General features: G+C 47.9%; 12 protein-coding genes. All 12 read right to left on the bottom strand.

The genetic code is table 11. From position 1 onward, the window contains the following. Positions 1-27: 27 nt before the first annotated feature. The 12 genes from AC58U0_RS17505 to addA all read right to left on the bottom strand — a co-directional run bounded on the left by AC58U0_RS17505 (position 28) and on the right by addA (position 25954). Complete coding sequence (locus tag AC58U0_RS17505) at positions 28-3309, bottom strand: TIM-barrel domain-containing protein (protein WP_497380274.1); 3282 nt, start codon at positions 3307-3309, stop codon at positions 28-30. A 154-nt stretch (positions 3310-3463) separates the two neighbouring features. Continuing rightward, the gene (locus AC58U0_RS17500; protein WP_497380273.1) at positions 3464-4090 is read right to left on the bottom strand and encodes a thioesterase II family protein; all 627 of its coding nucleotides are present in this window, start codon (positions 4088-4090) and stop codon (positions 3464-3466) included. Continuing rightward, entirely contained in the window at positions 4087-7800 is a 3714-nt protein-coding gene (locus tag AC58U0_RS17495) for a glycoside hydrolase family 31 protein (protein ID WP_497380272.1), read from the bottom strand. The genes AC58U0_RS17500 and AC58U0_RS17495 overlap by 4 nt, the downstream gene beginning before the upstream one ends. Before the next feature lie 92 nt (positions 7801-7892). Beyond that, a complete protein-coding gene (locus AC58U0_RS17490) occupies positions 7893-9236 on the bottom strand; it encodes an ABC transporter substrate-binding protein (protein ID WP_497380270.1) in 1344 nt (447 codons plus the stop codon). 99 nt (positions 9237-9335) lie between these two features. Then, positions 9336-10166, bottom strand: a complete 831-nt coding sequence (locus AC58U0_RS17485) for a carbohydrate ABC transporter permease (RefSeq protein WP_497380269.1) — start codon at positions 10164-10166, stop codon at positions 9336-9338. Continuing rightward, positions 10156-11040, bottom strand: coding sequence for a carbohydrate ABC transporter permease (locus tag AC58U0_RS17480; RefSeq protein ID WP_497380268.1), 885 nt, complete (start codon positions 11038-11040; stop codon positions 10156-10158). Before AC58U0_RS17480 ends, AC58U0_RS17485 begins: the two co-directional genes overlap by 11 nt. A gap of 41 nt (positions 11041-11081) precedes the next feature. After that, entirely contained in the window at positions 11082-12107 is a 1026-nt protein-coding gene (locus AC58U0_RS17475) for a LacI family DNA-binding transcriptional regulator (RefSeq protein WP_497380266.1), read from the bottom strand. Between the two features lie 657 nt (positions 12108-12764). After that, positions 12765-14711 (bottom strand): stalk domain-containing protein, encoded by a 1947-nt coding sequence (locus AC58U0_RS17470; protein ID WP_497380265.1) that lies wholly within the window; start codon positions 14709-14711, stop codon positions 12765-12767. A 153-nt stretch (positions 14712-14864) separates the two neighbouring features. Further along, a complete protein-coding gene (locus tag AC58U0_RS17465) occupies positions 14865-15962 on the bottom strand; it encodes a chymotrypsin family serine protease (protein ID WP_497380264.1) in 1098 nt (365 codons plus the stop codon). 404 nt (positions 15963-16366) lie between these two features. Beyond that, positions 16367-19855, bottom strand: a complete 3489-nt coding sequence (locus AC58U0_RS17460) for an AAA family ATPase (RefSeq protein WP_497380262.1) — start codon at positions 19853-19855, stop codon at positions 16367-16369. Positions 19856-20748: 893 nt separating this feature from the next. Further along, positions 20749-21927: an exonuclease SbcCD subunit D gene (locus tag AC58U0_RS17455; protein ID WP_497380261.1), complete on the bottom strand. Its 1179-nt coding sequence runs from the start codon at positions 21925-21927 to the stop codon at positions 20749-20751. A gap of 73 nt (positions 21928-22000) precedes the next feature. Next, the gene (gene addA, locus AC58U0_RS17450; protein ID WP_497380260.1) at positions 22001-25954 is read right to left on the bottom strand and encodes a helicase-exonuclease AddAB subunit AddA; all 3954 of its coding nucleotides are present in this window, start codon (positions 25952-25954) and stop codon (positions 22001-22003) included. Between the last annotated feature and the right edge of the window lie 5 nt (positions 25955-25959).

Genomic DNA, 25959 nt, shown 5'->3' with positions numbered 1-25959 from the left:
TGAGGGAGGGACATGCCCTCCCTGCTTTTATTGCTCTACGATCGCGATGTTATCGAGATTAATACCTAGTGAACTAGTACCATCGTAGCTGACTTTCACCGTGTTGAGACCTGCACTGAGCGAGACGCTAACCGTAGCTGTTCCCCATGTATCCCAGTTCGTTGTTTGCGGTAAGGCAAGATCCGTCACTTTGGTGTTATTCACATAAATAGCTCTTGAGCCATTGCCTGCACCGGATGAATACCGAACCTTCATCGTATAGGTACCTGCTGCTTTGACAGAAACATCGAAGGTAACATTATCTCCGAGAGTCTCAAATCCATCTACAAACCCTGTACCTGTATAACCCGTATGGTTTGTGTTCGTAGTTACGCCGCTTTGCGTGCCGAACTCCGCTTCATATTCCACCTTATTAACGCCACCCAGCACGACAGATTGAGCAGATGCACTCGAGCCAAGCTTAACGTAAGCGAATTTCTGTACCGTGTCGTAGTACCAGCCTGTCGATGCTCCGGTTAGGGCTGTTAATGTACTGTACTCTGTCATCGTAGAACCACCCACCGTTACAGAGGAAGGCTTAGTCGTAAATACTTGTAATGTCTTCGTAGAATTAATGGCTGGTACAGTGACTGTTTCTTTATTCAACCCATATTGCTCTGTAGACGTTATGGTTTTCACCGAACCGCCGATATCATCATTCCAATCATACGTTGTTGTGCCAAGCGGATAAATGCGAAATGCGAGATTGGTGTAGCTCGTCAAGCTGTTGCCAATAGTCCCACCCACTTGATATTGCGCGTTCAAATTCAACGGAAGAATGCTGCCTGACTTCACAAAAACCGGTAGATCATCTATGCTGGCATTGTAGCTGATTGTTCGACCGCCAGGACGCTGAGCACCGAACCAGAAATCGATCCAATCCCCCTGTGGAAGATAAATACTCTTGTTTGTTTCTCCCTGATTCATGACAGGAGCAACAAGCAAATTACCCCCGAACATATATTGCTGCGTCAAACCGTACGTGTTCGTGTCGGTCGGATATTCAAGCGCCATGGCGCGCATCATCGGAACGCCGGTATCACTTGATTTCTTTGCCTCGCTATAAATATACGGAAGCAAATTCATGCGTGTATTCGTAAATTTGGCAAAATGGCTGATAATCGTATTATCGCCTGTACGCGCTTGTGCGTTCCATGGCGAACGTTCCTCATTAATACCGGAGCTGCCGTTAGACTCGGAATGAAACTGCATAATAGGTGCAAAAGCAGCCATTTCGGTAGCACGTTTGTACAACTCAGCCGTTGGATAAGTGCCTGTGAAGCCTGCCATATCCCAACTCCAATAAGGAACGCCGGACATACTTGCCGTAAGCCCTGCATTTACAGCCTGTTGAAAAGCACCAAACGTCGACTCTTGGTCGCCGGACCAGAAAATCTGATTCGCCTGTGCGCCTTGCGTGCCAGAACGACTAAAGGAGACCGCATCGGCTTTCTTCGAGCGTGCGTACTCGTTATATGCCTTCACATACTCATTTGGGTATTGATTGCGCATTTCATCGCCCTTTTTACCGTTTGCGAAGGTATTTGAACGACCCCACACCATTTCACCGCCATCTGTTTTGAAGCCATCGATACCCACACCATCAAACAGATACGCGCGTTTAGACATCCACCAGTTTTTGGCAGTCGCATTTGTAAAATCAAGCAACAAGCTGTTCTCGAACCATTGTCCTGCTGGTATCCGGTACTGACCTCCACTGCCGTTGCCCACGGCATAATTCTGAGCAATCATATAGGCTTCGTCATTATCTTTCTGGGTATAAGGCGTCGAAGTCCATTTCTGAATAGGAACCTGCCAGAGCACCAGCTTCATCCCATTGTTATGCACATTGTCCGCCATAGCCTTTGGATTCGTCCATTTCCCCGATGTCGGGAAAGTGAAATCGGTATAGGCATGCGCAGCGCTGCCCGTTTTTGGGGTATAGGTGGCGTCATTGAATATGTAAAACGTGTTCTCATCACTCCACTGTTCAAGCACAACGGCAGTTGCCGGAATATTGTTAGTGTTCGCGTTATTAATGGCTGTAGTCACTTTGGTTTGACGATCCCACTCGTTAGCTGACATCCATAACCCGAAAGCCCATTTCGGCAGTGCTGTTGGCTTACCCGTAATGTTAGCGTAGTTACCCACAACATTCTTCAAATCATTGCCGTAAATGAAATAATAATCCAGTGTCGAGGCAGCACTACCCCCTGTATCAGCCGTAAAGCTGAACATATCGGTGCGTTCGGTTGCCAACCGGAATTTGGAATAATACGTTGAATTTACGAAGATGCCATATCCGCTGCTGTTAAGCATAAAAGGAATTGCCATGTAGGTGCGGTCATTTTGATTCTTATACTGATTGAAAACGTAAGTGTCCACATCATTTCCGCGTTTACGGAAGTTGTTATAATGCTCACCAAAGCCAAAAAACTCCTCTGAAGCCGGCGAATAAAAATGATCTTCTACCTTGTTGATGATGGTGCTGCCGTTGGTTAACCAAGCTATATTACGATTCGTAGTACTGTCATATTGACGGGCAATCAGCGTCGTCCCATCAGGCTTATACACACTAAGTTTGAAAGGATTCTTATCCACCTTCACCTTCAGCTTGGAGGTTGTAAGCCAAGTGGTTGATGGGGTATCCGAAACCGTGTAATTACTTAGTCCACTGCTTAACGTTCCTGTCCCCGTTGGAGAAGCCTGTACACGAAGTACATCATCTGCTGAAAAAGACAGGTTGATCTTCGGTGTCAAAGTGCCTGTATTCGGCACCGCATTCAGCACAACACGGTTCGTGTTATTCGTGATGGAGCTGACACTGCTAACGGATTCCCATCCAGTTACCGTAAAAGTAAAAGGTCCGCTTGTCTTCTCATTCGCGCCATCCTTGTTGCCATGAACGGTATAACTGATCACATCCCCTTTAGCAAAAGTGCCAAGGTTAGCTTCCCAGTAAGTGTTGTTGCCGCTGTTGTATTTGTAAGCTGCTCCGACAGCTGCTTGATTGACACCATTTTTCGTCCAGGTCACCCAAGCCGTTTGTCCTGATTCAATAGGCCACGTTGTTATTTTGATATACACAGTATCGCCTGCAACAGGATCTCTTGGACTCCGTTCCGTCGCCTGAATCTCGTACAGATCATCGATGCCGTATGGCCCATGATAGACTCCATCAATGGCATAAATAGGGGGGACGAAGAGACAGAAACAGAGCAAAAAAGAGAGAGAAAATCGGAATGGTACTGATAATTTCCTTACATACATAAACGTTTCCCCTTTCGTACTGAAATTTGTTTGCCAAACACGAAGGACTAGAGGCTCACAACCGTTATTCCTCGCCATGTATGCACTGTTCCAAGCATCCCCCCTTTCAATATTGGGCGGTCGCGAGTCCAATTCAATCACGACCGCCGTTTGATTACATCAGATATTCCCTTTCTACAATCGTCTGTGCGAGCTGCAGCCATTTGTTTGAATCCGATTGCCAGTAGTGATGATCGCCCTCGCAAATGTGCACATCGCAGATTTTCGCCGTATATCGGCTCCACTCCGACAAATGGTCAACAAGCGCATGTTCATCCTTTTTACCTGTAAAAACACTGAATCTAGCACGAAGCGGCTCTAGATTCACCTGACCACGATATTCCTCCAAAGGCAGGCAGTCATTCTCAGATGCATCCCCCTGTATGCCATACGAAGCACCGCGAGGCCGAAGAAGGTGCGGAGCGCTGCAGCCAGATAGAAATAAGTGCCGTGGCTCAGTAATGCCTTCTGCTTTCAAGCGATGACTGGCCTCAAAGGCAAGCAAGCTGCCCCAGCAGTGGCCGATAAACACATATTCTTCACCAGGCATCAGCTGCTGTTTGACGTATTGACAGGTCTCGTGCAGAGCTTGCTCCCACAGTACAGAGGAAACCTCGCGCATGGATAATCGGGCTTGACTCAGTTCAATAGGTTGGAACCTAACACGAGCGGGTAATCCTCTGCTCCAAGTAAGGTACGACTTTGAGTGATCTCCACAGTGAGGGAACCCGAACAAAATCACTGCGCTATCACCAGACTTCCTGCCGATTCCGGGACAGTAATGAGCAGATTCTTTTGGCTAATCAAATAATGACCAGGAAGCAGGTGTTCCATATGATCGACTGGTGACAGTTCCGTTTCTGAACTTGACACGGTGGATACACCATCCGGTTGATGTAAAATAAAGGTTATTGCTTGATTATGACTAAGACTGCTTGACCAGTGCAAACGAATCTGACCACTGACTCTTTTTGCTGAAATGTTGACACGATTGCCTAGGTCATCCTCAAACTCTGCCTGCAGTTCACCCACAACATAAGCTCGGAAACATAAATGCTCATAGCGGTTTACGCTATTGCCCACATGATCGCCAAGTGAATAATTCTCAGCCAGATTTAGCGCGATGACACTATCCTGTTTCTGATAAACAGGGATCGTTTCCAAAGGTGCAGCAACCTTCATTAGGCAAGGACCTTGGACCTCTTCCTGATCGAACAAAGATAACCAGGACCCTTCCGGGAAATAAATCTCTTTAGCACCATGACCCTCCTCCGTAACGGGAGCGACCAGCAAGCTTTCTCCGAACATGTACTCACTAATCATTTCGGTGCAACGTGGATCAGCTGGGAATTGAAGGGACATTGCACGCATCATAGGCAACCCTGTTCGGCTGGTACGAATCGCTTGATCATAGATGTAAGGTAATAAGTTCATCCGAATGTCCGCGTACCTTTTGTATAAATCAATAACAAGCGGCTGATTTGTTCGTTCAGCGATGTTCCACGGCGTTCGGTCCTGATTGAACTCCCCTTTTGTTTCGGCATGATACTGCATCACTGGGCAAAAAGCAGCCATTTGTGTGGATCTTATAAACAACTCCGCTGTTGGAATGTCACCATGAAAGCCGCCCAGATCCCAACCCCAAAACGGAATACCCGACATACTGCTGGATAACCCGGCAATCATCGAGGAGCGGAAGGCCTGGAAGGTCGAACGCTCATCGCCAGCCCAGTGCATCGGGTACCGCTGCGCTCCCGTGTAGCCCGCCCGGCTAAAGGTAATGCCTCCATCTTTGGCATACTGCCCTATGAAATCGTAGTAACTGCCTACATATAAATTGGGATACAAATTACGCATTTCGCGGCCTGTAGAGCCGTCATAAAACTGCAGATCGTGACCGAAAACGAATTCGCCGCCATCCGTTTTAAAGCCATCTACACCGATTTCATCTGCGAGGTATTGGCGCTTATTAAACCACCATTTCGCCGCTTCAGGGTTCGTAAAGTCAAGAATATGACAATCCTTAAACCAGTTATAAGGCAATGTATACGGCTCCCCATCCGCCGTTTTCACACAGTAACCTTGCTCCAGCAATGTAATTTCATCCTGATCGCGCTGACCGTGAGCAACGCCATACATATGTTTATGAATAGGTATTTGCCATAACAGCACCTTCAAACCCTGCTCATGCAGCTCTTCGACCATCCCCTTCGGATTCGGCCAGCGGCCCCACTCCGGGAACTGAAATTCATCATAGCGAAACGGTTGGTTACCGTCTTTGACATTGTACTGCGCATCGTTAAAAATATAGAACGTCGCTTCATCACTCCATTGCTCAATAACTAGCACAGTGGATGGGATCTGATACTTCGCCGTTAGCTCAGCCTGTTTCAAAACCTCTGCCTGGGAATCCCAGTTATTGCTGGACATCCATGGTCCAAACGACCACTTCGGCGGCAATACAGGTTTGCCCGAAAGATGGGTGAACTGTCCGACTATCGCAAGCGGCTCCTCCGCAAATAAATACGCAACCAGCTGTTGATTTGCCTGCGACACATCCGCTTCCACTTCAACAAGATCAGATAATCGTGTATGAAAACGGAAGGTCGAATAAAGCGCCGAATCCACGAAGATCGCATATCCTCCGGAGGATATGGCAAAAGGAACCGGCATGTAAGTCTTCAGTCCTTGATCCCGGTACTGATTGTACACATATTGATCGACTTCATGACCCGAATATTCATAATGGGAAAAGCGCTCCCCCATGCCGAACCAACGATGCTCCGGCCTCGTTTTCAAGTTTAAGCGAAGCTTGTGCAGGCATCCCGAGGCATCGGTTAAAGCCTCGATAAGCGGCTTCCCTTCGGCGGCGAAGCCTTCCATCAGCACGCCTTCCGTGCTGCGCAGCGCGAGCGCAAGCTTGCCCCCGCGCACCTCGGCTTCCAGCCGTGCGCGTCCAACAGCCAGCGCCGCCCGCTGCGGCGGCGCGACCTGCGAGCGTTCGCCCTCTGCGGCGAACGTCAGCTTCACCGCGCCGCTCGCGTCGGCGAGGAAAGACAGCTGTGCGGTGCGAGTGCCCTCCGCACCGTAACCCAATTCGACGACGAAGCCATCCGTCGTCTCATACAAGGCATGGACGCGCTCCAGCGCCGTCCATGTCCGCACTTTAAAGCTGTAAGTCGCTGAACTGAGCGACTTACTCCCGCTCTGAAGCGCAAAAGCATAGCTGACCTCGTCACCTGCGAGGCAAGGGCCAAGCTGTGCTTCCCAGACCTTTTCCCCGCCGTCCGTCACTTTCATAACGGCGGTCACGGCTTCGGCCGCCGGAATGCCATTAACGGCGGCCTGCACGGTCACAACTTGACTCGCCTGAAAAGGCTGAGTCAAGAGGCGTACAAGCACCGAATCCCCTGCTTCGGGATGGCGGGGAAACCGCTCGTAAGGCAGGATGACGTAAGGGTCATCGTAACCCGTCGGTTGATGCACCAGAGTGACGGTGTCTAAGCTGCCACTACGGACATCACCTGAAACAAGTGCAGCCTGTGCAAGCTCCAACAGAACGCCCCCCCATGTACTGACGGGTGGTTCCCCCGCTTGTTCACGCCAATAAGTAAGCAGTAATGGCTCCTTGGCTGTAGAGGCGTCTACCTCATACAGCTGTGAATCTTCCTCCTGAAGCGACTCCACATGAGCGAGCAGCTCTTTCGCCCGTACTGTGTCCCCTTTATTAGCGTAGTACCACGCCAACAGGCAGGTAAGATCCGCTCGCTCACAACCTCCATAAAAGGTGTCGCCAGCTTTAAATCTTACACCTTTATTAACAAGTGATTCTTCCAGTTTATACAACGCCTCGATCAGAATACGGTCTTCAATACCCAGCATACCGAATGGAATCGCCGCTGTGATGATATCCCCATGAATCGCTGTATCACCCAATTCGCTAACAACTCGGCCCTCTTTAATGAAGCTGGCAAAGACAAGCTCACGGATCGCCTTCAGTAAACGCACACCCGGCTCGCCAACACCGTTCTGGATATTGGCTTGAACCGCAGCGAAGTATATCGCCAAATGACTCAAATAAATGCCTACGTTCCCACTCTGCAGCCAATGAGGCTGTGGTTTCTGCCAATTGGCATCTAGAAGCAAGGTGGTTTGCTCGATCATCCCTTCTATTTCCAACCTAAAATCCTGATCATCCGTTACCTTCAGATATTCGCCGAAAGCCCATATCCGAAGCGCCGCATCCGTCAGTCCCAACTGCCCCTTAAATTGATCGCTGCTCATCAAACGCAGTACAGGTAATGCACGCTCCGACTCATCTCGCTGGATAAGCGCGTAACTCAAAAAAGCAATATCTCTAAGAGTGGCAAGCTGCCCCGAGATCGTAATCTGACCTGTATGTTCATCTAGCGAGAATTTAACATTCTGATTTGAATCTAGTGTTTGCACCATAAATCCTCCTACTCCATCCTATGTGTATGAATGAGAAAGGGGCCGTTGCCGCAACAATGCCCCTTCCCTGCCGACACTATGTCCGCACTACGCTATTTAGTTACTAATTTTTCAATTTTAGCTTGTGCTTCATTGAGCGCTTTTTCCGCTGTATAATCGGATTTCAATTTCGCTTTATCCAGCTCGTCGCCAATCGCTTTAGTCAAATCGTTCCATTTGTCCGGAATTGGACCTACTGGCGTCAGTACAAGCGAATTCAATGCATCAAGTACGATTTTCTTCGAAGCTGGCGGCGTTTGTTTGAAATAAGCCTCCATAACTTTTTCATCAGAAACAGCCGGTACACTCCAGCCCTTCTCAATCCGTTTGCTGACAACAGAAGGATCGGAGGACATGAATTTGATAAACTTCCAAGCCGCTTCGGCATTTTTCGTTTTTTCTGAAACAACAAGGCCATCCGCAAAGAAATGATGTGCTTTCTTCGTATTACCAGGCTCCAAAGCAATATCCCATTTGAACGGGGCATCCGCAAAGCGGCCAAAGTTCCAAATTCCGCCACGCAGCATAGCAAGCTTACCCGCTTTAAATGCATTTAAGTCAGCATCCGGTTGGTTAAAGGTATCGTCGTTCAGCGCTGGAGACACTTTATACTTTTTCGCTTTATCCAGCATCCAGTTCAAGGCTTCTATATTTTCTTTACTGTTTACAGTAGGCTTGCCATCTGCACTCCAGATACCTCCGCCGTTCTGAGCAATCGTTTTGTAAAACTCATAGAACTGAATTGGCGAGTAGGTTCCCCATACGCCGCTTTTGGCATCGGTGAGCTTTTGAGCCGCTTCCAGCTCTTGCTTCCACGTCCAATCTGCCTTCGGATACTCAACTTGCTTTTTGTCGAACAAGTCCTTATTATAGAAAAGAACTACGTCTGAAAATGACTCTACGACTCCGTATTGCTTACCGCTATACTTGAAAGAGTCATAGGCAAGACCTTTGTAGATTTCTGGCTTGAACGTCGTGTCCTTCGCAATGATCGGCGTCAAGTCTTTTAGTGTATTTTTGGCTGCATAAGAGACGAAGTTTTCGTAACCGACCTCAAATACGTCAGGCGCATCCCCCGATGCGAGCTGTGTATTGAGCTTCGTGTAGTAGTTGTTGTAATCGACGATATCCACTTTGACTTTCACGTCAGGATTGGCCGACTCGAACGCTTTCACCATATCGCCGAGCGTCTGTTCTTGAGAACCGCTTGCGGTGTACTGCATGAACTTGAGGGTAACAGGTTCTTTCTTTGTCTCTGGTGTTGCCGTTGCAGCTGCCGTTGGCTCTTGTTTTGGCGTTGACGCAGGTTCTTTTTTCGTATCCGCTCCACACCCCGTTGCTGCAAGAGAAACAACCACACTTAACGCTACGACCCAACCCGTTTTTTTAGTAACCATCTTTAAACCCTCTCTTCTTTTGAATTTTCTTCAGCTAACTCACTATTGTCATTTTCATTTCAACACTTACGTCTCAAACGACTTTCATCACCCCTCTCATTATCCTTTAACGCCACTCATGGTCATTCCCTTAATGAAGTATTTCGATGCGAACAAAAACACAATGAAAATCGGTATAAAGCTGATCACATTCCCCGCCATCAAAATGTTCCACTCCGTCGCCCATCTGCCCTGAAGCTTGCTCAGTCCAATCGGAAGTGTCATCAACTCCTTATCGCTCGTAATAATAAGCGGCCATAAAAAATTGTTCCACGAAGCCATGAAAGCAAAAATGGCTAACGTTGCAAGAGCTGGTTTGCTAAGCGGAAGAATGATACTCACAAACACCCTCACATAGGATGCTCCGTCCATTCTCGCCGCCTCAATCAACGGATCAGGAATGGTCATGATGTGTTGTCGAAGCAGGAAAGTCCCGTAAGCACTGAAGATTCCTGGCAAAATGAGACCGAGATACGTATTCGTCAGGTGCAGTTTTTGAAATACGATAAAGAGTGGCGTCATCGTTACTTGCATGGGAATCATCATCGTGATCAAATAAAGAACGAATAGCGTTTCCCTGCCTCGGAACGGTATTTTAGCAAAAACAAATGCAGCCATCGCACACACCACCATCTGTGCTGCTGTCGTAACTAAGGACACGCCGACACTGTTGCCCAAAAAGCGATAGATCGGGAAGTATTTCGTAATCTCGACGTAGTTGCTGAATTTAAATGTATCGGGTATTAAATTCGGCGGCATTCTGACGACTTCCAAGTTATCCTTAAAGGAACCCGACAGCATCCAGACGAAAGGAAACATGAGAACAACAGCCGCCACAATCAAAATAAGGTGTGAAAGCAAGTTCCGATACGGCATATATTTATCTGTCATAGGTAACCCACCTTTTCTGAAGCTGCTGCTGAACGATGGTGACGGCGAAAATAATGACGAATAAGATCCATGACTGCGCAGAGGCAAAGCCCATTTTATAGCTTTGAAAAGCATTCCCGTATATTTGCTGCACAAGCGTGCTCGTTTGCCCTGCCGGACCGCCACCTGTCATAACTAACACCTGATCAAAGAGTTGGAACCCATTAATGAGGGATATGACAAGTACGAAAAAGATGCTAGGCGTGAGCAGCGGCAGCGTTACTCGGAAAAATTGTTGAAATCCACCCGCGCCATCAATCGTCGCCGCTTCGTAATAATCCTCTGAAATATCCTGCAGCCCTGCAAGAAGTATGACGGTCACATAGCCGATATCCTTCCAAACACTTACCGCAATAATTGAGGGCATTGCCCATACAAAGTCTTGCAGCCATACAGGTCCTTGAATTCCGATTAGCGACAGCAGGTAGTTAATGAGCCCGCTCTGTCCATTCAGCAGCCAACGCCATACGATGGAAACAGCTACCCACGAGGTGATGACAGGTACAAAGATGAAAATTCGATATAGCTTAATACCCCTTAGCTTCCTATTTAGTAAAACGGCGAACAATAAACCAAAAACAAGAACAGATGGCAAATAACCAAGGATGTACTGAAGTATGTTCATTAATGACGTAAGCGTTTTCTCGTCCTGTAAAGCTTCGGTGTAATTATCCACCGCAACGAACTTCGCCGGGGTTAACAAATCCCAATTCGTAAAAGAGATGACCGCGGATGAGAGCATCGGGATGAGTTGGAATAGAAACAAACCCGCTAAACTTGGCAATAAAAATCCGATAATGACAACTGCTTTGGAAAATCTCTTTTGTCCGACCATGACGTTCTCCTTTTCCGGTTCCAGATAATAATTAATGCTAATTATTCCTTGGCTCTAACTGTTGCTCTCTCCACAATCGTTAGCGGCAGCATAATTTCAATCGCTTCTTGCTCCACGCCGCCTTGAATCATGTTGATGAGATGCTCGGCCGCAATAGCGCCTTTTTCAGTTATATTTTGCCGGATTGTTGTTAGTGGCGGGATAAACATCTTCGACATCGTGATATCATCAAAGCCAATGACGGAGATGTCTTCCGGGACTTTTTTACCCATGTCCATCAAGCTCCGAATCGCTCCGAATGCAACCATGTCCCCTGTAGCAAATACTGCTGTGATTTCAGGAAACTTGTTAGCGATGAGCTGACCTGCAGCCACACCATGCTCATAACTCATGGATTCTTCAAACACATAGTCTGGGTTATAAAAGAAATTCGCTTCACGAATCGCACGTTTGTACCCGAGGAAACGCTTCTCGACGACACCGTCTTTACGAATCGCACCAGTCACGAGTCCAATGTTGGAATGGCCTTTGTCAATCAGATACTTCGTCGCCAAATATCCGCCGTATTCGTCATCAATGCCGATTCGCTTGAAATAACTGTCGTTAATGTAACTGTCGATCAGGACAATCGGAATATTAATCTTCTTAAAACCGTCATAAAACTGTTCCGGATAAATACCCATCATAATGGCACCATCCAGATTACGCTGAATGGATAAATCCAGATAACTTTCCCCTTGGTTAACACCAGATAACAAGAGGTGGTACCCATACTCGCGAAGCTTGCCCTCAATGCCGCTTATCATTTCGCTGTAGAAAGGGTTTTCAAGTATAAGCTGCTTGTGCGATTCTGTCTGTGGAATCACGATGCCAATCAGCTTAGATTGGTTCTTAACTAGACTTCTTGCCGAGAAATCCGGTATGTAGTTTAAGGTTTCAATAATTTTCTTAATGCGCTCGATCGTCTCATTGGAGACTTTATCCGTTCTGCCGTTTAATGCATAGGACACTGCGGCTGCTGAAACACCTGCGACTTTGGCCACATCTTTAATTGTTGGTTTCTTCATTCCTCAACCCTCTTTAGTTAGTTACACGTTTAACTAGATTATAAGACACAAATGTCTATATTACAATATGATAGCGCTATCTTTTTACCATTAAATTGATTTATCAGTTACGCGTTTAACTAAATTATTTTTAATGTCTATTTGAAATGGGCGAATTCGGTGCAACTTCACATAGTGCTGTGAATGAACATTTGCTGAGGGTGATTTTCGCATGAAGGTCAATCGAAGTTTAAGGTTTACGCTGGGATCATCATTGCAAAAGGAATTCTCTTGCTTATTCTGAACATAACACTGCATCCTTCCCCATCGCCATCGAATCCTGCAGCTAACCTGCCTAGTACAACGATGAGTGAATCCAAATTTCGCAGTTGAATGATGTTGTAAAAAGTGCAACAATTGCGGCCTAAACTCATCTCTCTCTCTTTGTTGTTCCAGAATTTACAACAATTTGGTCCTATTCAGGCCATTACGTGATAAATGGGCTCAAACTGTTGTACAAACTGCAACTTCAAGTTGCGAAATAGCATTTAGGCGTGTGAATTGTTGTATAAAGTACAATAATGACTGATACCATAGCCTAATTTATAGAAAAAAGCTGCTCCAAAGCTCTGACTATCTTGTCAGGCGATGGAACAGCTTTTTTTTGAAGATATTCTTCTATTTGGTTGTAATCGCAACCGTTCTGCTTGTGCCATCCCAAGCGACTTTGCCGCCAAAGGTTTCCCCGACGAAGCGAGCAGGCGCAAGTGTATAACCGTTCACCAGCTGAGCTGGCTCATCTAATTGAACAGCTTGGCCGTTCACATACACCGTTTTCTGATCAAGAGTAAGGCGTAAAGTTGTACTTCCTTTTTTGGCTGTAACTGTTCTAGTAGCGGCCTCATAATCCACCGTTGCACCCATCGCTTCGAAAATCGCACGCAGTGGCGTGAATGTAGATCCTTTTACAATGACAGGTGCCTGCTCAAATTTCTGCTCTTTCCCATCAATTTCAACAGATACTTGTGATGATAAACCGAAGGTACGCAAAGCTGTTTGTTTACCAGCTTTATTATAAACCCTGATCTGAATGACGGAACCCTCCGGAACATCACCGGCTCGCAGCTCCAGACCGTAAGGCAGATCTGTTTGAGAAGCAATCACTTGTCCGTTTAAGATATACTCTACTTTGCCAATGTAAACGTCAGGTATTTTGACAAAGGGAATTAACTTGGTTTGTTTCGTAAAAGCCTGATGATTCGCATCTACGGGTACATAGCCCACACGATCAGTAGGTTTAGCTGCGTCTGTTACCTTGGAAAGCAAATAAGGATTAGTAATTAACTTGCTGTAGTAATTTTGGATCTCAGACGAAGTGGAAAGTGAATAGTCGTTTTTTGCGTTCTCCATCTTTTGATCGACATTAAAGTAAGTGATCGCCTTCAATCTCGGATATTTATAAGGCATAATCTCATATAAACGCTGCAGATTAAGCTTCGCCCATTCCGTGAAATCTTCGCCTGCCGAGTGCGCGTAATGCGGGACACCCGTTTCACTTAACATTAACGGTTTACGGTCCGCATAGGTGTTGTAAAGCCTCGTTAACCTCTCTACACTGCTTGTAGAAATCATGGAAGGCAGAGACGGATCCCCATTTTCATAAGGCTCAATATATAAGCTAACTCCAACCCAATCTACATAAGCATCCCCCGGATAATAAGGGTCAATATCATTCGCTGGTACATCGCCAGGACTCCAAACCATCGCGACATTCGGTGCTTCAGCAGCGAATACATCGTGCAGCATTCGGAATTTAGCAATATATTGGGCAGGGTTTCCGTGCCATTTGACCCAAGCTCCATTCATTTCCCCAGCAAAACGCAAGAAGATCGGGATTCCTGCCGCTTTGGCATCTTGTGCCCATTTACGCAAATAGGTGCCGTCAGTAACCGGATCTAAGCCATCGTCAGGTTCCCATGCAATTTGTAAAGCACCACCTGCATCTTTAGCTCTTTTCGCATACGAAGCAGGGAATCCTTGGCCCCAGTGTGCGTAAGCCAAATAAATCGCGTGCTTTTTACCATAAACCGTTTCCATCTTCGTAAAAATATTACCTACCTTGGGATCCTGTTCGGAGTACACCCCCAGATAAGTGCCATATGTAGGTTCAAACTTGGCCAATTGACTGCTCTTAGGCAGGGCTAATTGTTGTACCGTCGTCTCATTACGATCCTGTCTATACAATTCAATCGTTGTTCGAATTTGATCGGCACGCTGCAGCTTTACAGCCCCCCAATCCTTCCCGGCTTTCACCCAATATTCATTTTCGGATTCGTAAAAGCTAATCGCTTGATCGTAATCACCGATTGCATCGTAATAGGCGGCCAAGTTTCCATTGAATAAAGCTGCATTCTCCCATTCTCCCGTGCTCGCGTAGTGATTAGCAAGGAATTTCCAATGCGGCACAGCCTCATCTTTATTCCCACTTGCACGAAGTGATTCTGCTTTCTGCCAGTGATCCCATACGATGTCTGCACGAGCAGGCGACGGCGCACTTGCTAGGCTAGCTGCGATAATTCCTACAGCCAACGTCATAATTCCGATTCTTTTTTTAGTGATTTTCAAGATACAATGACTCCCTTCGACCCTGTTGTAAGTTTTTATGTCCATAACTAATACGTTTTGAATGGAATAAAGTAGCATTTTGTCGATAAATAAATAAAAAAGCAAAAAACCAATGTGACTGGGCCCATTGGTTTTTGGATGAAATGATAGTATTTACTTAGAAGATCTAACTAGTACAGCGCGAGTGCGTTTACGTTGTTCATCTGTTAATTGCTGAACGTAGGAATAGTTGCCTCGCGGAGCAATCCCTTTAATCGCGCCTGCTTTAAAAGTTCCGCCTGCTGCCGGAATGGCGATGCGTAACCCGTACGTGGACATTACTGTACCAATTGGATTACTAATCGAACGGAGGCCATCCGCTGTACCTGCGAAATTGAGCGCCGCTGCAAAGCGATCTGATGCGCGAAGCCATACAGAACCGGAATCACCAGGGAGCGAAACAGCACCCGTATTCCCGCGAATTACCGATTGATTTCGGAACAATAATGTCCCTAAAGTTCCTCCATAAGAAACACGTACATCCACATTATTGGCTTCTACTGTTCCTCTGACAAACCCAGTTGTACGACCCGATTTAAACACTTGAAGACCGACAGGGTAGCTTAACAAGTGACCAGGAACTGTAACCAGCTGCCCCGATGCACTGACTAAGTATCTTGGATTCAATAAGCTATTTGAAAACGGCAGGGCTATCGCTGAATCTTGGAAATTGACTTCACCCGGGCGCAATCTTACGAATTGGAAGGCTCTCCCTATGGTATTACCGGCAATCGCTGCATCCGCCGGCCCTGGTTGCACGGTTGCTGAGAAGGCTGTGGAGTTGTTTTTAATGAGAACATGGTTGTTGCTCAGTATATAAAGCTGGTTGTTTCTAATCACTATGACGCCTGCTGTTCCTGTGGAGAATGGATCCGGTTTACCAATACTTACTCCCCCAGGGACAGGACGAATTCTATTGCGAAACAATGTTGGCCGGATGGCTTTTGGTTTAGAAGATGAGACACTCGTTTTAAACATCCCTGAAGGGACAAACCGAACGGGAACTGCCTTGCCTGCTTTAGCAACCATTCCTTTAAGGCTACTCAAACTGGAGGGGACGGTTTTTTGATGCGTGTAAACAATCACGCCTGCTCCAAGTGACGGTTTACTGGGATCAGCATAGCCAACACCCACTGCCATGACCTCGGATCTTTTTAGTAAAACGGGGGAAATTCTGTTCTTGTGTTTTAGCGCCTCATGAAATGTAGCCATTCACATTCTCCTCTTCCTTAAAGATGTTGCAGTGTATGCCAACTTGTACGAGTCGGTTTGATGACTTCACCTAAAGATGATTTGGAGAATGCAAAAAAGGCTAACGAAGTGGAGCGTCGTTAGCCTTGGTAAGGATATTGATTTGTGAATAAAATGCTAGATTCTCTGTGGCTTATGATTCAATTCATTTGTCACTTCATGCTTTATAATCTCAGAAGTCAATAGGCCATGTATATCTCTTTTGATAAATTCGGGGTACACCTCAATTTGATCTAATTCATCAAATGGAAACCACCTAAAAATCAACCTGCCACCGTCTTCAATCCCATAAAATTCAGATTCCTTATTCATGATCACGTTATTCTCTGGTAATGAAATCAAATAATAAAATCCGAGCTCATGAGCTACAGTTCCTCAACGACAATGCGGCTCCCGCGCCCAGATGGCTCTGCTGGGAGGACGATTAATTTACGAGCTAGACGAGCACGGAGCTCTGGAACGTGGGAAATGACGCCCACGGCTAGACTATCCATATGAAGCTTCTCTAGCGCACCAATGACCATGTCCAGCAGCTCTTGGTCGAGCGTACCGAAGCCCTCATCGAGGAAGAAGAATTCCAGCGGATATTCCCCCTTCAGCTGGATCTGTGCCGAAAGCGCGAGCGCTAACGCCAGCGAGGTAAGGAACGTTTCACCGCCCGATAGTGTGCTTACCGGGCGCTTCACCCCGCCGTTGGCATCATCACGGATGACGAAGCCTCCTCCGGAGTCGACCTCAATCGCATAGCGTCGACGCGTCAATTCACCTAGCCGCTCTGAAGCAGCGCGGCTAACTTGCATGAGCTGCTCTTCGGCGAGGTATTCGACGAAGGCATTAGCCTTTAGCACGGCTTGCAGCTTGCCAAGCCGTTCCAGCTGCGTTGCCTGTTCGGCACGACGCGCCTCAAGCTCGCACCACCGCGCATGCCGCGTAGCGAGCTCGCTCGCGCCCTGCGCCGCCTTGGCCCGCGTCTCGAGCGCGGCCTCGGCGGCCGCTTTCGCGGCGCTCAGCTGCGCCTGCGACTGCGCCCACTCGTCCGCGCTCAGCACGCGGCCCTGCAGCTTCGCTGCCAGCTGCGCCAGCTGGGCGCGCAGCGCCTGCTCGCGCTCGCGGTGCTCCGCCGCGAGCAGCGCCCACTGGCGGCGCTGCTCGGGCGCCAGCGCCGCGGCTTCTGCGGCTTCGCGCGACGCGAAGCCGTTATCCGTGAGCGCGCCGTGCAGCGCGCGCTCGGTTTGCGCCAGCTGCCGCGCGGCGGCGGCAGCAGCTTCGGCGGCGGCGCTGTAGCGCTGCGCCGCCAGGAGCTGCTCGCGCTGCGCAGCAGCATGCGCGAGCTTGGTCATCTGCGCGAGCTGCCGCAGCTGCTCTAGCGCGGAGGTCGCCTCCGCGATGAGCTGCGGCACAGCCGCGCCAGGCGCGCGCAAAGCGAGCTGCCGCGACTTGTCGGCGGCGAGCTGCGCCAAGCCCTGCAGCCGTTCATGCAGCTGCAGGGCAGTACGATCTTGCTCCAGTGCGACGCGCTGGAGCTCGTCGATCTTCCCGTTTAGCTCATCAAGAAACGGGATGCTCTTCTCAATTCGGCCGCGGAGCTCCTCGGCTAATCGCTCATTGGCAAGAAGCTGTTCAAGCTGCTGGTCCACATCTATCCAAGAAAGCTCCGCATAACGCTCCTGCCAACCTTTTAACTGCTCACCTAGCATTGTTGTTATTGAAGCTAACCTGCTATCCGATTCTGATAACAAGCTCCCGGCCGCTTGCATCTGAGCATCTGCTTGCACGAATTGTTGTGCGAGAAGTGCATGCTCTTTTTGTAGACTTTGGAAAGAATGCTCAAGTTCTTCAGACTGGGAAATACAGGTAGACAGGCTTGCTCCCATAACTTTCCATTCCTCATGAAAAGCCTCAAAACTTATATCTTCATGAAGCTCCCCGAGATTGACATTAGCTTCTTCTTCTTTCCCAACAGCTGCCTCACCCCAAGCCATAGAGGATTGTTCACTGGTCAATTCAGCTTGTTCCTGACCGGATGCAGCTAGAGCCGCCGCCAAATCAACGGCCTGCCGATGAACAGCAGACAATCTGCGCAGCAACTGCTGCCCCGTGAATTGATGCTCTTTTGCAAGCTGGATCAGCTCTTCTACTTGCCGAAGCCCTTCTTCATTTGCCTCCAGATTATAGGCAGTTTCAGCTGGTACTTCACTATGTGCCTTTAACGGATGCTCTGTTGCACCGCATACAGGACAGTGATCTCCATCCACAAGCTCACTGGCAAGTATCGTTGCCAAAGCATGACGCTCTTGTATTTTCCAACTCAACTTCTGTCTCTCTTTGTAAGCTTGCAAAGCAGGAACGAACTTGGTGATTGCTGCACTTTGCAAGCTAACCTCATTACCAGTTTCCTGCAGTTTATTCAGCCATCCTGACAATTTAACCTGATAGGCTTGCTGCTTGGCTGCCAATTGCAATTGACTTTGTTCCACTACCGAGTAAGCGCCAGCTTTATCTTCTCTAGCCTTCTTAGCTTCAAGCTCTTGGGCTTGGAGTTGTTCAATTGCCTTCTTTTCTTGAGAAGCAGATTGTAATAGCTGTCTGGAAACAGATGTGGTTTCCACCATTTTCAGCTGATCTTTAAGCTCGGTTTGTTTAAGGATTGCTTTTTGTTTTGTTTCTATGTTTTTACTCACTTCAGCCTGCAAATGCGTTAAAGTTGCCTTGATTTCAACTTCTTGATTCTGAGTGGTTTGGATTTGACTTTGAACTTGTTCAAGCTCCTGCTGAATGACTAGAGCCTGCTGCAGTTGGTCCAACCGCAATAAAAGCGGCCCTTCCTGTAAAGCCAGCTCTTGCTGCGCATGTTCAAATTTGTGAACAGCTTGCTGATACGATGTTTCAGCTGTCTGCTTTGAAGCTTCTGCAATCTCAAGCTGCGTTTTCCCTGTCAACACATCTTTGGAAGCCAAAGCATGCTGTTCCAGATAGGGCCTCACCTTTTCAGCCTGATCTGCTTTTTGAAGAAGGAGCTCCTTCTCGAGGATTAACGGCTCTTGTTCCTGCTGCTTTTGCTTTTCTTGTTCCAGCGTTTTTTTCTCCATCTGCCACTGAAACACCTGCTTATGCTCGTCATAAGACTTCTCCTGCTGCTCCAAATGATGACGACTTCGAACCGCCTCTTGTTCTGCTTCCAGAAGTTTGGCATTGGCCTCTTCTAGCGCTCTCTCTGAAGCATCACCAAGCCCCTGCTGCTCTGCAGCAAGCTGCTTTACTGTGCTGTCCGTTTCTTTCACTTTGGAACTAACCTTCGCGCTCAAATGATCCCCATACTGTTCAAGGTGAAATAGCCTCTGCAGCATTTGCCTGCGATCCTTGCCGGTCAACGTCAGAAATTCTGCGAATTTCCCTTGCGGGAGCACGACAGCTCTCGTAAAGTCCTGCATAGACAGACCCAGAATATGCTGTACCTGCTGATTCACCTCACCCGCTTTATCCGCAAGTACAATGGTCTCAGTCCCGTTGATATGTAAAAGCCGAGTAATGGTCCCGTTTATGGACATCTCCGCTCCGCGCTTGAATTGCCGCTCGACACGATAACGCTCAGTGCCAGCCGCATTCGTCAGCTCAAACGTAAAAGAAACGAACAGCGTCTGCTCCGCATGATTCATAATCGCTTGCGTGCCACCGCTTGCTCTTTCCACTTTGCCATATAACGATAGCGTGATCGCATCAAGAATGGACGATTTCCCACTGCCCGTTGGCCCAAAAATGCCAAACACGCCCGCATCTACCAATTGGCTAAAATCGATCGTCTGCATTTCCCGATAACTCTGAAGTCCGGACATTTGCAACTGAATTGGACGCATACGCTTGTCCTCCTTTCGTAAAAGCACTAGAATCGCTTGCTATATATTCCTTCTGTTTATTTCTTCGTTAACATAAAAATCAACTTCGATTCTCCCAGTTATCCACAAGCACTTCTCGGGCATAAAACACTGATTCCCCTATTACCAATCCGCAGTTACTTCTTCATCTGAAAGCAATTCTTCAAATTTGTATTAAGTTCTTTCACTCCGTGCTAAAAATACTGCAAAAACTGCAGCAAATTTTCAGGCAGAAGCCAGTTTCGAGGAACTTAGCTGCAAAAGCTACATCAAATTCCTCTTAACTGAAGCTATTTGCGTATTTTTGACGATATTAGCTGCACTTTTTGCATCAAAACTCGAATCTATTGCCATTTCGGTTGAAATAGATGCACTAAATGCAGCTACTTCTCCCAACAAATGGAGGCAAGAACAGAAGAGTAAATGAGAAAGTTGAGATAATGCTGAGTGTTTCAGTGACTGTTGGATGTTACCGTGAGTACTAAGCGTTTTAGTTACTACTGGGGGTTTCCATGAGTACTAATGCGTTTTTAGTTACTACTGGGGGTTTTCGTGAGTACTAAATGCGTTTTAGTTACTATTGATTGTTTCCGTGAGTACTAAGCGTTTTTTAGTTACTACTGGATGTTTCCGTGAGTACTAAGCGTTTTAGTTACTACTGGGGGTTTCCATGAGTACTAATGCGTTTTAGTTACTATTGGGTGTTTCCATGAGTACTAATGCGTTTTAGTTACTATTGGGTGTTTCCGTGACCACCCAGTGCTTCAGTTGTTCTTAGTGTGTGTCAGTGACTATTGAGTGTTTCTGCGAGTACTCTGTGTGTTCCCACGTGCACTTAGGTTGTTCCAACGACTACCAAGGTTTTCCTCCCAAATTCACTCCCCAGCAGCATCTGCCAAATCCTTCTCCTGCAGCAGCTCCAAAAACAACCGAACCAATTCTGGTTCTGGCTGAGCGCCGCCTGTTTGACGAGAGTAGAAACGCGTGAAGTGCTCCTCCATCGACAGATCAGATCTGGACACCACGGCTCGGACAGCCTCCATCTCCGGGTAAATTGGCCGAATATGTATAAATCCTTCGTATGCTTTGCGCAGCGATTGAATCTGTTCAATGGACATTGCTTCTGTCATTGTGACTTCCAAATCGATCCAAGCGGAAGCATCGCGTTGTTCATCCAGCCATTGATGTACTTGCCCAATTCCTTCTTTGGCTTTCCAACTCACAAGAGGGCGGCCCGAAGTAAGAAATATTTCCTTAGGCTCGGCAGCTTGTCCCGGAGCTAGATCGAGCACTGTGACCGACTTCGCTTGGCCTGCTTCCGAGAAGCTGTAGGCGATAGGGGAACCACAGTAACGGATAGGAGACGCTGCTTTCACATTTTGCGGTCTATGCAAATGGCCAAGCGCAACATATTGCGCTCCTGCCATCAGAGCATTCGTATCTACCGTGTAGGCGCCTCCTACTTGAATAGGGCGTTCCGATTCCGTTTCATGACCGCCGAGAACGTACAAATGGCTCATGATCAGATTCACCGTGCCGGCTTCAAAAGAAGCCGCTTGCTTACGAATAAGTGCACCCACGCGTTCGGAATATTTGCTACGTAGTACTTCCTCTTCGGCAACATCCGAAAGCAGCTCCTTGAGTCGTGATTCCGACGGGTACGGCAGTGCAATCAGACGTGCCAACTCACCTGTTCTTGCAATACCAATCGACTGAATGTCAGGTACCGGTAAGCCAATAATCGTGATTCCTTGTTTAGCCGCAAGCGGACCTGATGCTGCAAGCCGATCCGGATGATCATGGTTGCCGGAGATTATGGCCACTTGACGCTTACCGCCATCAGCCAATCTGGCAATGCCTTCATAGAAAAGCTGCTCCGCAGCAGCGGGAGGATTTACGCTATCATAGATGTCTCCTGCGATCATAACCAAATCGATGTCTTGATCTTGAACAATCTGCACAAGCTCATCCATGAAAGCCGTCTGTTCCTCTAACCGGCTGCGCCCTTCAAGTGTTCGACCGAAGTGCCAATCGGCTGTGTGTAAAATTCGCATAACTCAACTCCTTCCTAAACATGTCATATGCTCCGTATCTATCTATCTATCTATCTATCTATCTATCTCCATTTTACATCTCCAACAATTTCGCCCCGTCAAAGAAATACAAGAACTTCCCTTTCACAGGTCGCTTCCAAATATGTTCCACGGCTCGGGAATACAGTGTTATTTGCTTCTCATAACGCAACATCAGTTCTGCGTCACTGTTTCCCTTTACCGCATCCGTTTTATAATCAACCAACACGAGTCCTAGCTCGTCTTCGAATAAACAATCGATAACCCCTTGAATTAACACGGTCTCACCTATCGTGGAGCGGTCAGTTCCCATGTAAACCTCATCCGCAGGCAGTCCGTAGCTAAAAGGCACTTCACGCTGCACGTTCGCAGCTTGTACCATTCTCTTACCAACTTCTGTTTCGAAAAACTTCAATACAACCGGAATATCTACAACATCACATTGCTCCTGAGTAAGCGTTTGTTTGTTTAGCATCTCCTCAAGAGTTGCCTGGATGCTTGATTCCGTCGGCGATTCCTGCAGAGAAAGATTTTGCATGACAGCATGAACAACAGTACCTTTTTCAGCTGCAGTTAGCTTTTTCTCTTCCATGAATCTAGGCCTGCGCCATACCGCAGTCTTTGGCTTCACCTGAGACTCATCCAAAACAGCAGCTTCTGCTCCAGACGGGAATTCCATTTCTCCCGCTATGCGATTCCGTTCAGACAAACGCTTCATTTCCGATACAGTGGTCTTAGCAAAATGCATTGGCGCATCCGGATATTCGTATGTCCACGAGAGCCGATCCTCCAACCAATCCTTCCATCTACCCGACGTAGGTACAGAATGACTTTGATGAACGGCTGACATTCGTTCTGCGTCGGGTAACACACTTTCAGCTTCCAACTGTTCTTCCATTTGCAAGCTCTCGGGCTGGATAACCGTCAACTTCCACTTTGAAGGATCTTGCAACAGACGCACGCCAGAAGAGGCCTCACTAATGCCGAGGCGCTCTCTCCACAGAGCCGCATCTGGATGACGAAGCAGGGCAGGTCCGACCCAATCGAGATAGCTCCTTGCTTTCGCCAATTCAAAGTCCGGCAAATACCAATCTGTCCTAGACAGATGACGGCCCCACCCACGCAGCAGCTTATCGAGTGATTTCACAGTGCCAAGTAAATACAGCTTTTCTCTCGCCCTTGTGAGAGCAACATACAAGACGCGCATTTCCTCTGCAAGCAGCTCTAACTTCATTCTTCTTTTGATAGCTAAGGAAGGCAGTGTCGGATAGCTTACACGCAAATTCGTATCCACAAAACGAGGTCCAAAGCCGAGCTCTTTATGCAGTAAGAACGCGTCATTCAAATCACGTTGATTGAACATTTTGGCCATTCCTGCCACGAATACAACAGGGAACTCAAGCCCCTTACTTTTATGAATGGACATGATGCGAACCACATCTTCTTGTTCACCGAGCGCACGCGCTGTGCCTAGATCTCCGCCACTCTCTTTCATTCGTTCGATAAAACGCAGGAAGCGGAATAATCCACGTAGAGATGTGCTTTCATATTGTCTTGCACGATCGTATAACGCTCTTAAATTTGCTTGTCTTTGCAAGCCACCAGGTAATCCCCCGGCGAAATCGTAATAACCCGTTTGTCTGTAGATGCTCCAAATTAAATCGGCAAGTGAGCCTTGTCTAGCGTCATTCCGCCACTTTTCCAGAAGCCCAAGAAAATGGTTGAGCTTTTGTAAAAGAACTTCCTTATCATTTGACTCTGCACTTTTAACTACCTGTAAGACAGACTCGTAAAAAGGCACTGATTTATCCGCGACCCTGATTTGTGCTAAATCCTCTGCGGTTAGCTGCACAACCGGTGAACGCAGTACGGCCGCTAATGGCACATCCTGATACGGATTGTCGATGACTTTCAACAAGGAAAGCATCACTTCTACTTCTGTTGCAGAAAAATATCCGGTGCTCAGCTCCGCATAGGCCGGTATGCCCTGTTTTTTGAGTTCTTCAATGATGACAGGAGACCACGCCTGCGTCGCCCGCAGCAAAATCACGATATCGCGATAGGTTACAGGACGATCCCCGCCCGTTCTTTTATCAAAAACCTGAAAAGCTTCCTGTCCTCCAGCACCGAGTAATCCTCGGATTTGGCGAGCAATCGTGCGCGCTTCCAGCTGCGCTGTTTCCAGTTCTTGCGCTTCTATTACAGGATCAGAGGCTCCATCGGCCCCCTCTCCAAAAGCTTCTGACTCTTGATCATCGGTATCTTCAGTGAACGATTCACTTTTGTCTGGCACTTCCGTCCCACGATCGACAAGCAGCATTTCTACTGAACAATCAGAAGCTGATGGCGGATAGCCCGCTCCGTATACAAGTTCTGCGCGCTCATCATAGGCGATTTCACCAACAGTTTCGTTCATCATTTGTTTAAAAAGAAAATTGACCGCATCGACAACCTGAATGCGACTGCGGAAATTACGCGCCAAATCGATTCTTCCACCCTCGGAAGACGTTTCTGTCGATTCATCCTTATTGGAACGGTACGCCTTATACTTTTCCAGGAAGAGACCTGGCTCAGCAAGACGGAACCGATATATACTCTGTTTCACGTCCCCTACCATAAATCGATTGCCAGGCTTCGTATTCGAGATCAGTTCAACAATAGCTTCCTGTACGCGGTTCGTATCCTGATATTCATCCAGAAGTACTTCCACGAATTGTCTGCGATAAGCCTGAGCAGCCTCGGATGGAATCAGTTCCCCGGGAATAGAGCCCTCTGCGCTAAGAATTTGTAAACAATAGTGCTCCAAATCAGCAAAATCGATCAAACCCTTAGCTTGTTTGGCTTCTTGATACCGCTGTCCGAAGTCAACAACCAGATCCACTAACGTGTGAAGCAAAGGTGCCATTTCGGCAATTTCTTGATGGAATTGTTCAGGTGTACGCCCGAACAGCTCTTCTTTCATTTTGTTAATTTGTTCCTTGGCTTTATTTCGCAGTTCTTTGACTTCCTCTTGCAGCTCTTTATCGTAGTCATCGCCCTTGCATGCTTTGAGCTTTCCGAACTCGACCGTCTGGAAACCAAGATACAAGACGGACCACGGATAGGTGGTCGTTTCACGCAAATTGTTTACGAGCAGCAAATCTTCTCGCAGATTGTCCAAATACGGGGCCGGACCGCCAGGCGATTCAGCGATTTGCTGCGCTTGCCGCAGCAGATCAGCGGCTCCTTCCAGCTCTAAAGACAGGTCGCGTATCAAACTCTGCTCCCAGATCGAATAGTCCGCTGGCGCAGTCGCAGCAGCAACGTAAGGCAGCGCCTCCTGCATGACGGAGGCTGCCTCATCCGGCACGTCCTGCGGTATCTGCGGCGCCGGCGGTCCAAACATCGAAGCCGTCGCTCTGAGCCAGTACTCCGGCCACGGATGACTGCGCGACACATCATACAGCTTCTGTATAAGCTGCATGATCGCGTCGTCGTTGCGCTCGCCGCTGAACGAATCGACCAGCCGCCAGAAGGCGCTGTTCTCTCCGCTTACGGCGTAGTACTGCTCAAGCATTTCGCCTAACAGGTCTTGGCGAAGCAGGTCAGCCTCCGTCTCGTTTGCGATACGGAAGCCCGGGTCTAACCGAATAAGGCTGAAGTAACGTTGAACGACTTCCAGACAGAAGGAATGCAGCGTAGTAATCGATGCGCGTCCCATCAGTGCGAGCTGCTTGCGCAAATGCTGCGAATGCGGCTGCTTCATCAACTCTTTTTCCAGCGCTTCACGAATACGATGCTTCATCTCGGATGCCGCTGCTTTGGTAAACGTCGCGACAAGCAAGCGGTCAACATCAATCGGCTCCCACTCATTGGATATCCGGCGTATAATCCGCTCGACGAGTACGGCTGTTTTGCCTGAACCAGCAGCGGCGGCAACCAGCATATTTTGACCCTTGAGTGTAATCGCATCCCATTGATCATCCGTCCATGTGCTGCCGGGTGGCTTAGGATGTTGTTGTTTATTCACGTATG

This window comes from Paenibacillus sp. J31P190 (genome assembly GCF_059692075.1).
This window is presented reverse-complemented; position numbering and strand designations above follow the sequence as displayed.

Excerpts from the sequence above, each read along its gene's own strand:
- AC58U0_RS17505 (WP_497380274.1), bottom strand. The coding sequence starts at position 3,309 with ATGTATGTAAGGAAATTATCAGTACCATTCCGATTTTCTCTCTCTTTT.
- AC58U0_RS17495 (WP_497380272.1), bottom strand. The coding sequence starts at position 7,800 with ATGGTGCAAACACTAGATTCAAATCAGAATGTTAAATTCTCGCTAGAT.
- AC58U0_RS17490 (WP_497380270.1), bottom strand. The coding sequence starts at position 9,236 with ATGGTTACTAAAAAAACGGGTTGGGTCGTAGCGTTAAGTGTGGTTGTT.
- AC58U0_RS17485 (WP_497380269.1), bottom strand. The coding sequence starts at position 10,166 with ATGACAGATAAATATATGCCGTATCGGAACTTGCTTTCACACCTTATT.
- AC58U0_RS17480 (WP_497380268.1), bottom strand. The coding sequence starts at position 11,040 with ATGGTCGGACAAAAGAGATTTTCCAAAGCAGTTGTCATTATCGGATTT.
- AC58U0_RS17475 (WP_497380266.1), bottom strand. The coding sequence starts at position 12,107 with ATGAAGAAACCAACAATTAAAGATGTGGCCAAAGTCGCAGGTGTTTCA.
- AC58U0_RS17465 (WP_497380264.1), bottom strand. The coding sequence starts at position 15,962 with ATGGCTACATTTCATGAGGCGCTAAAACACAAGAACAGAATTTCCCCC.
- AC58U0_RS17460 (WP_497380262.1), bottom strand. The coding sequence starts at position 19,855 with ATGCGTCCAATTCAGTTGCAAATGTCCGGACTTCAGAGTTATCGGGAA.
- AC58U0_RS17455 (WP_497380261.1), bottom strand. The coding sequence starts at position 21,927 with ATGCGAATTTTACACACAGCCGATTGGCACTTCGGTCGAACACTTGAA.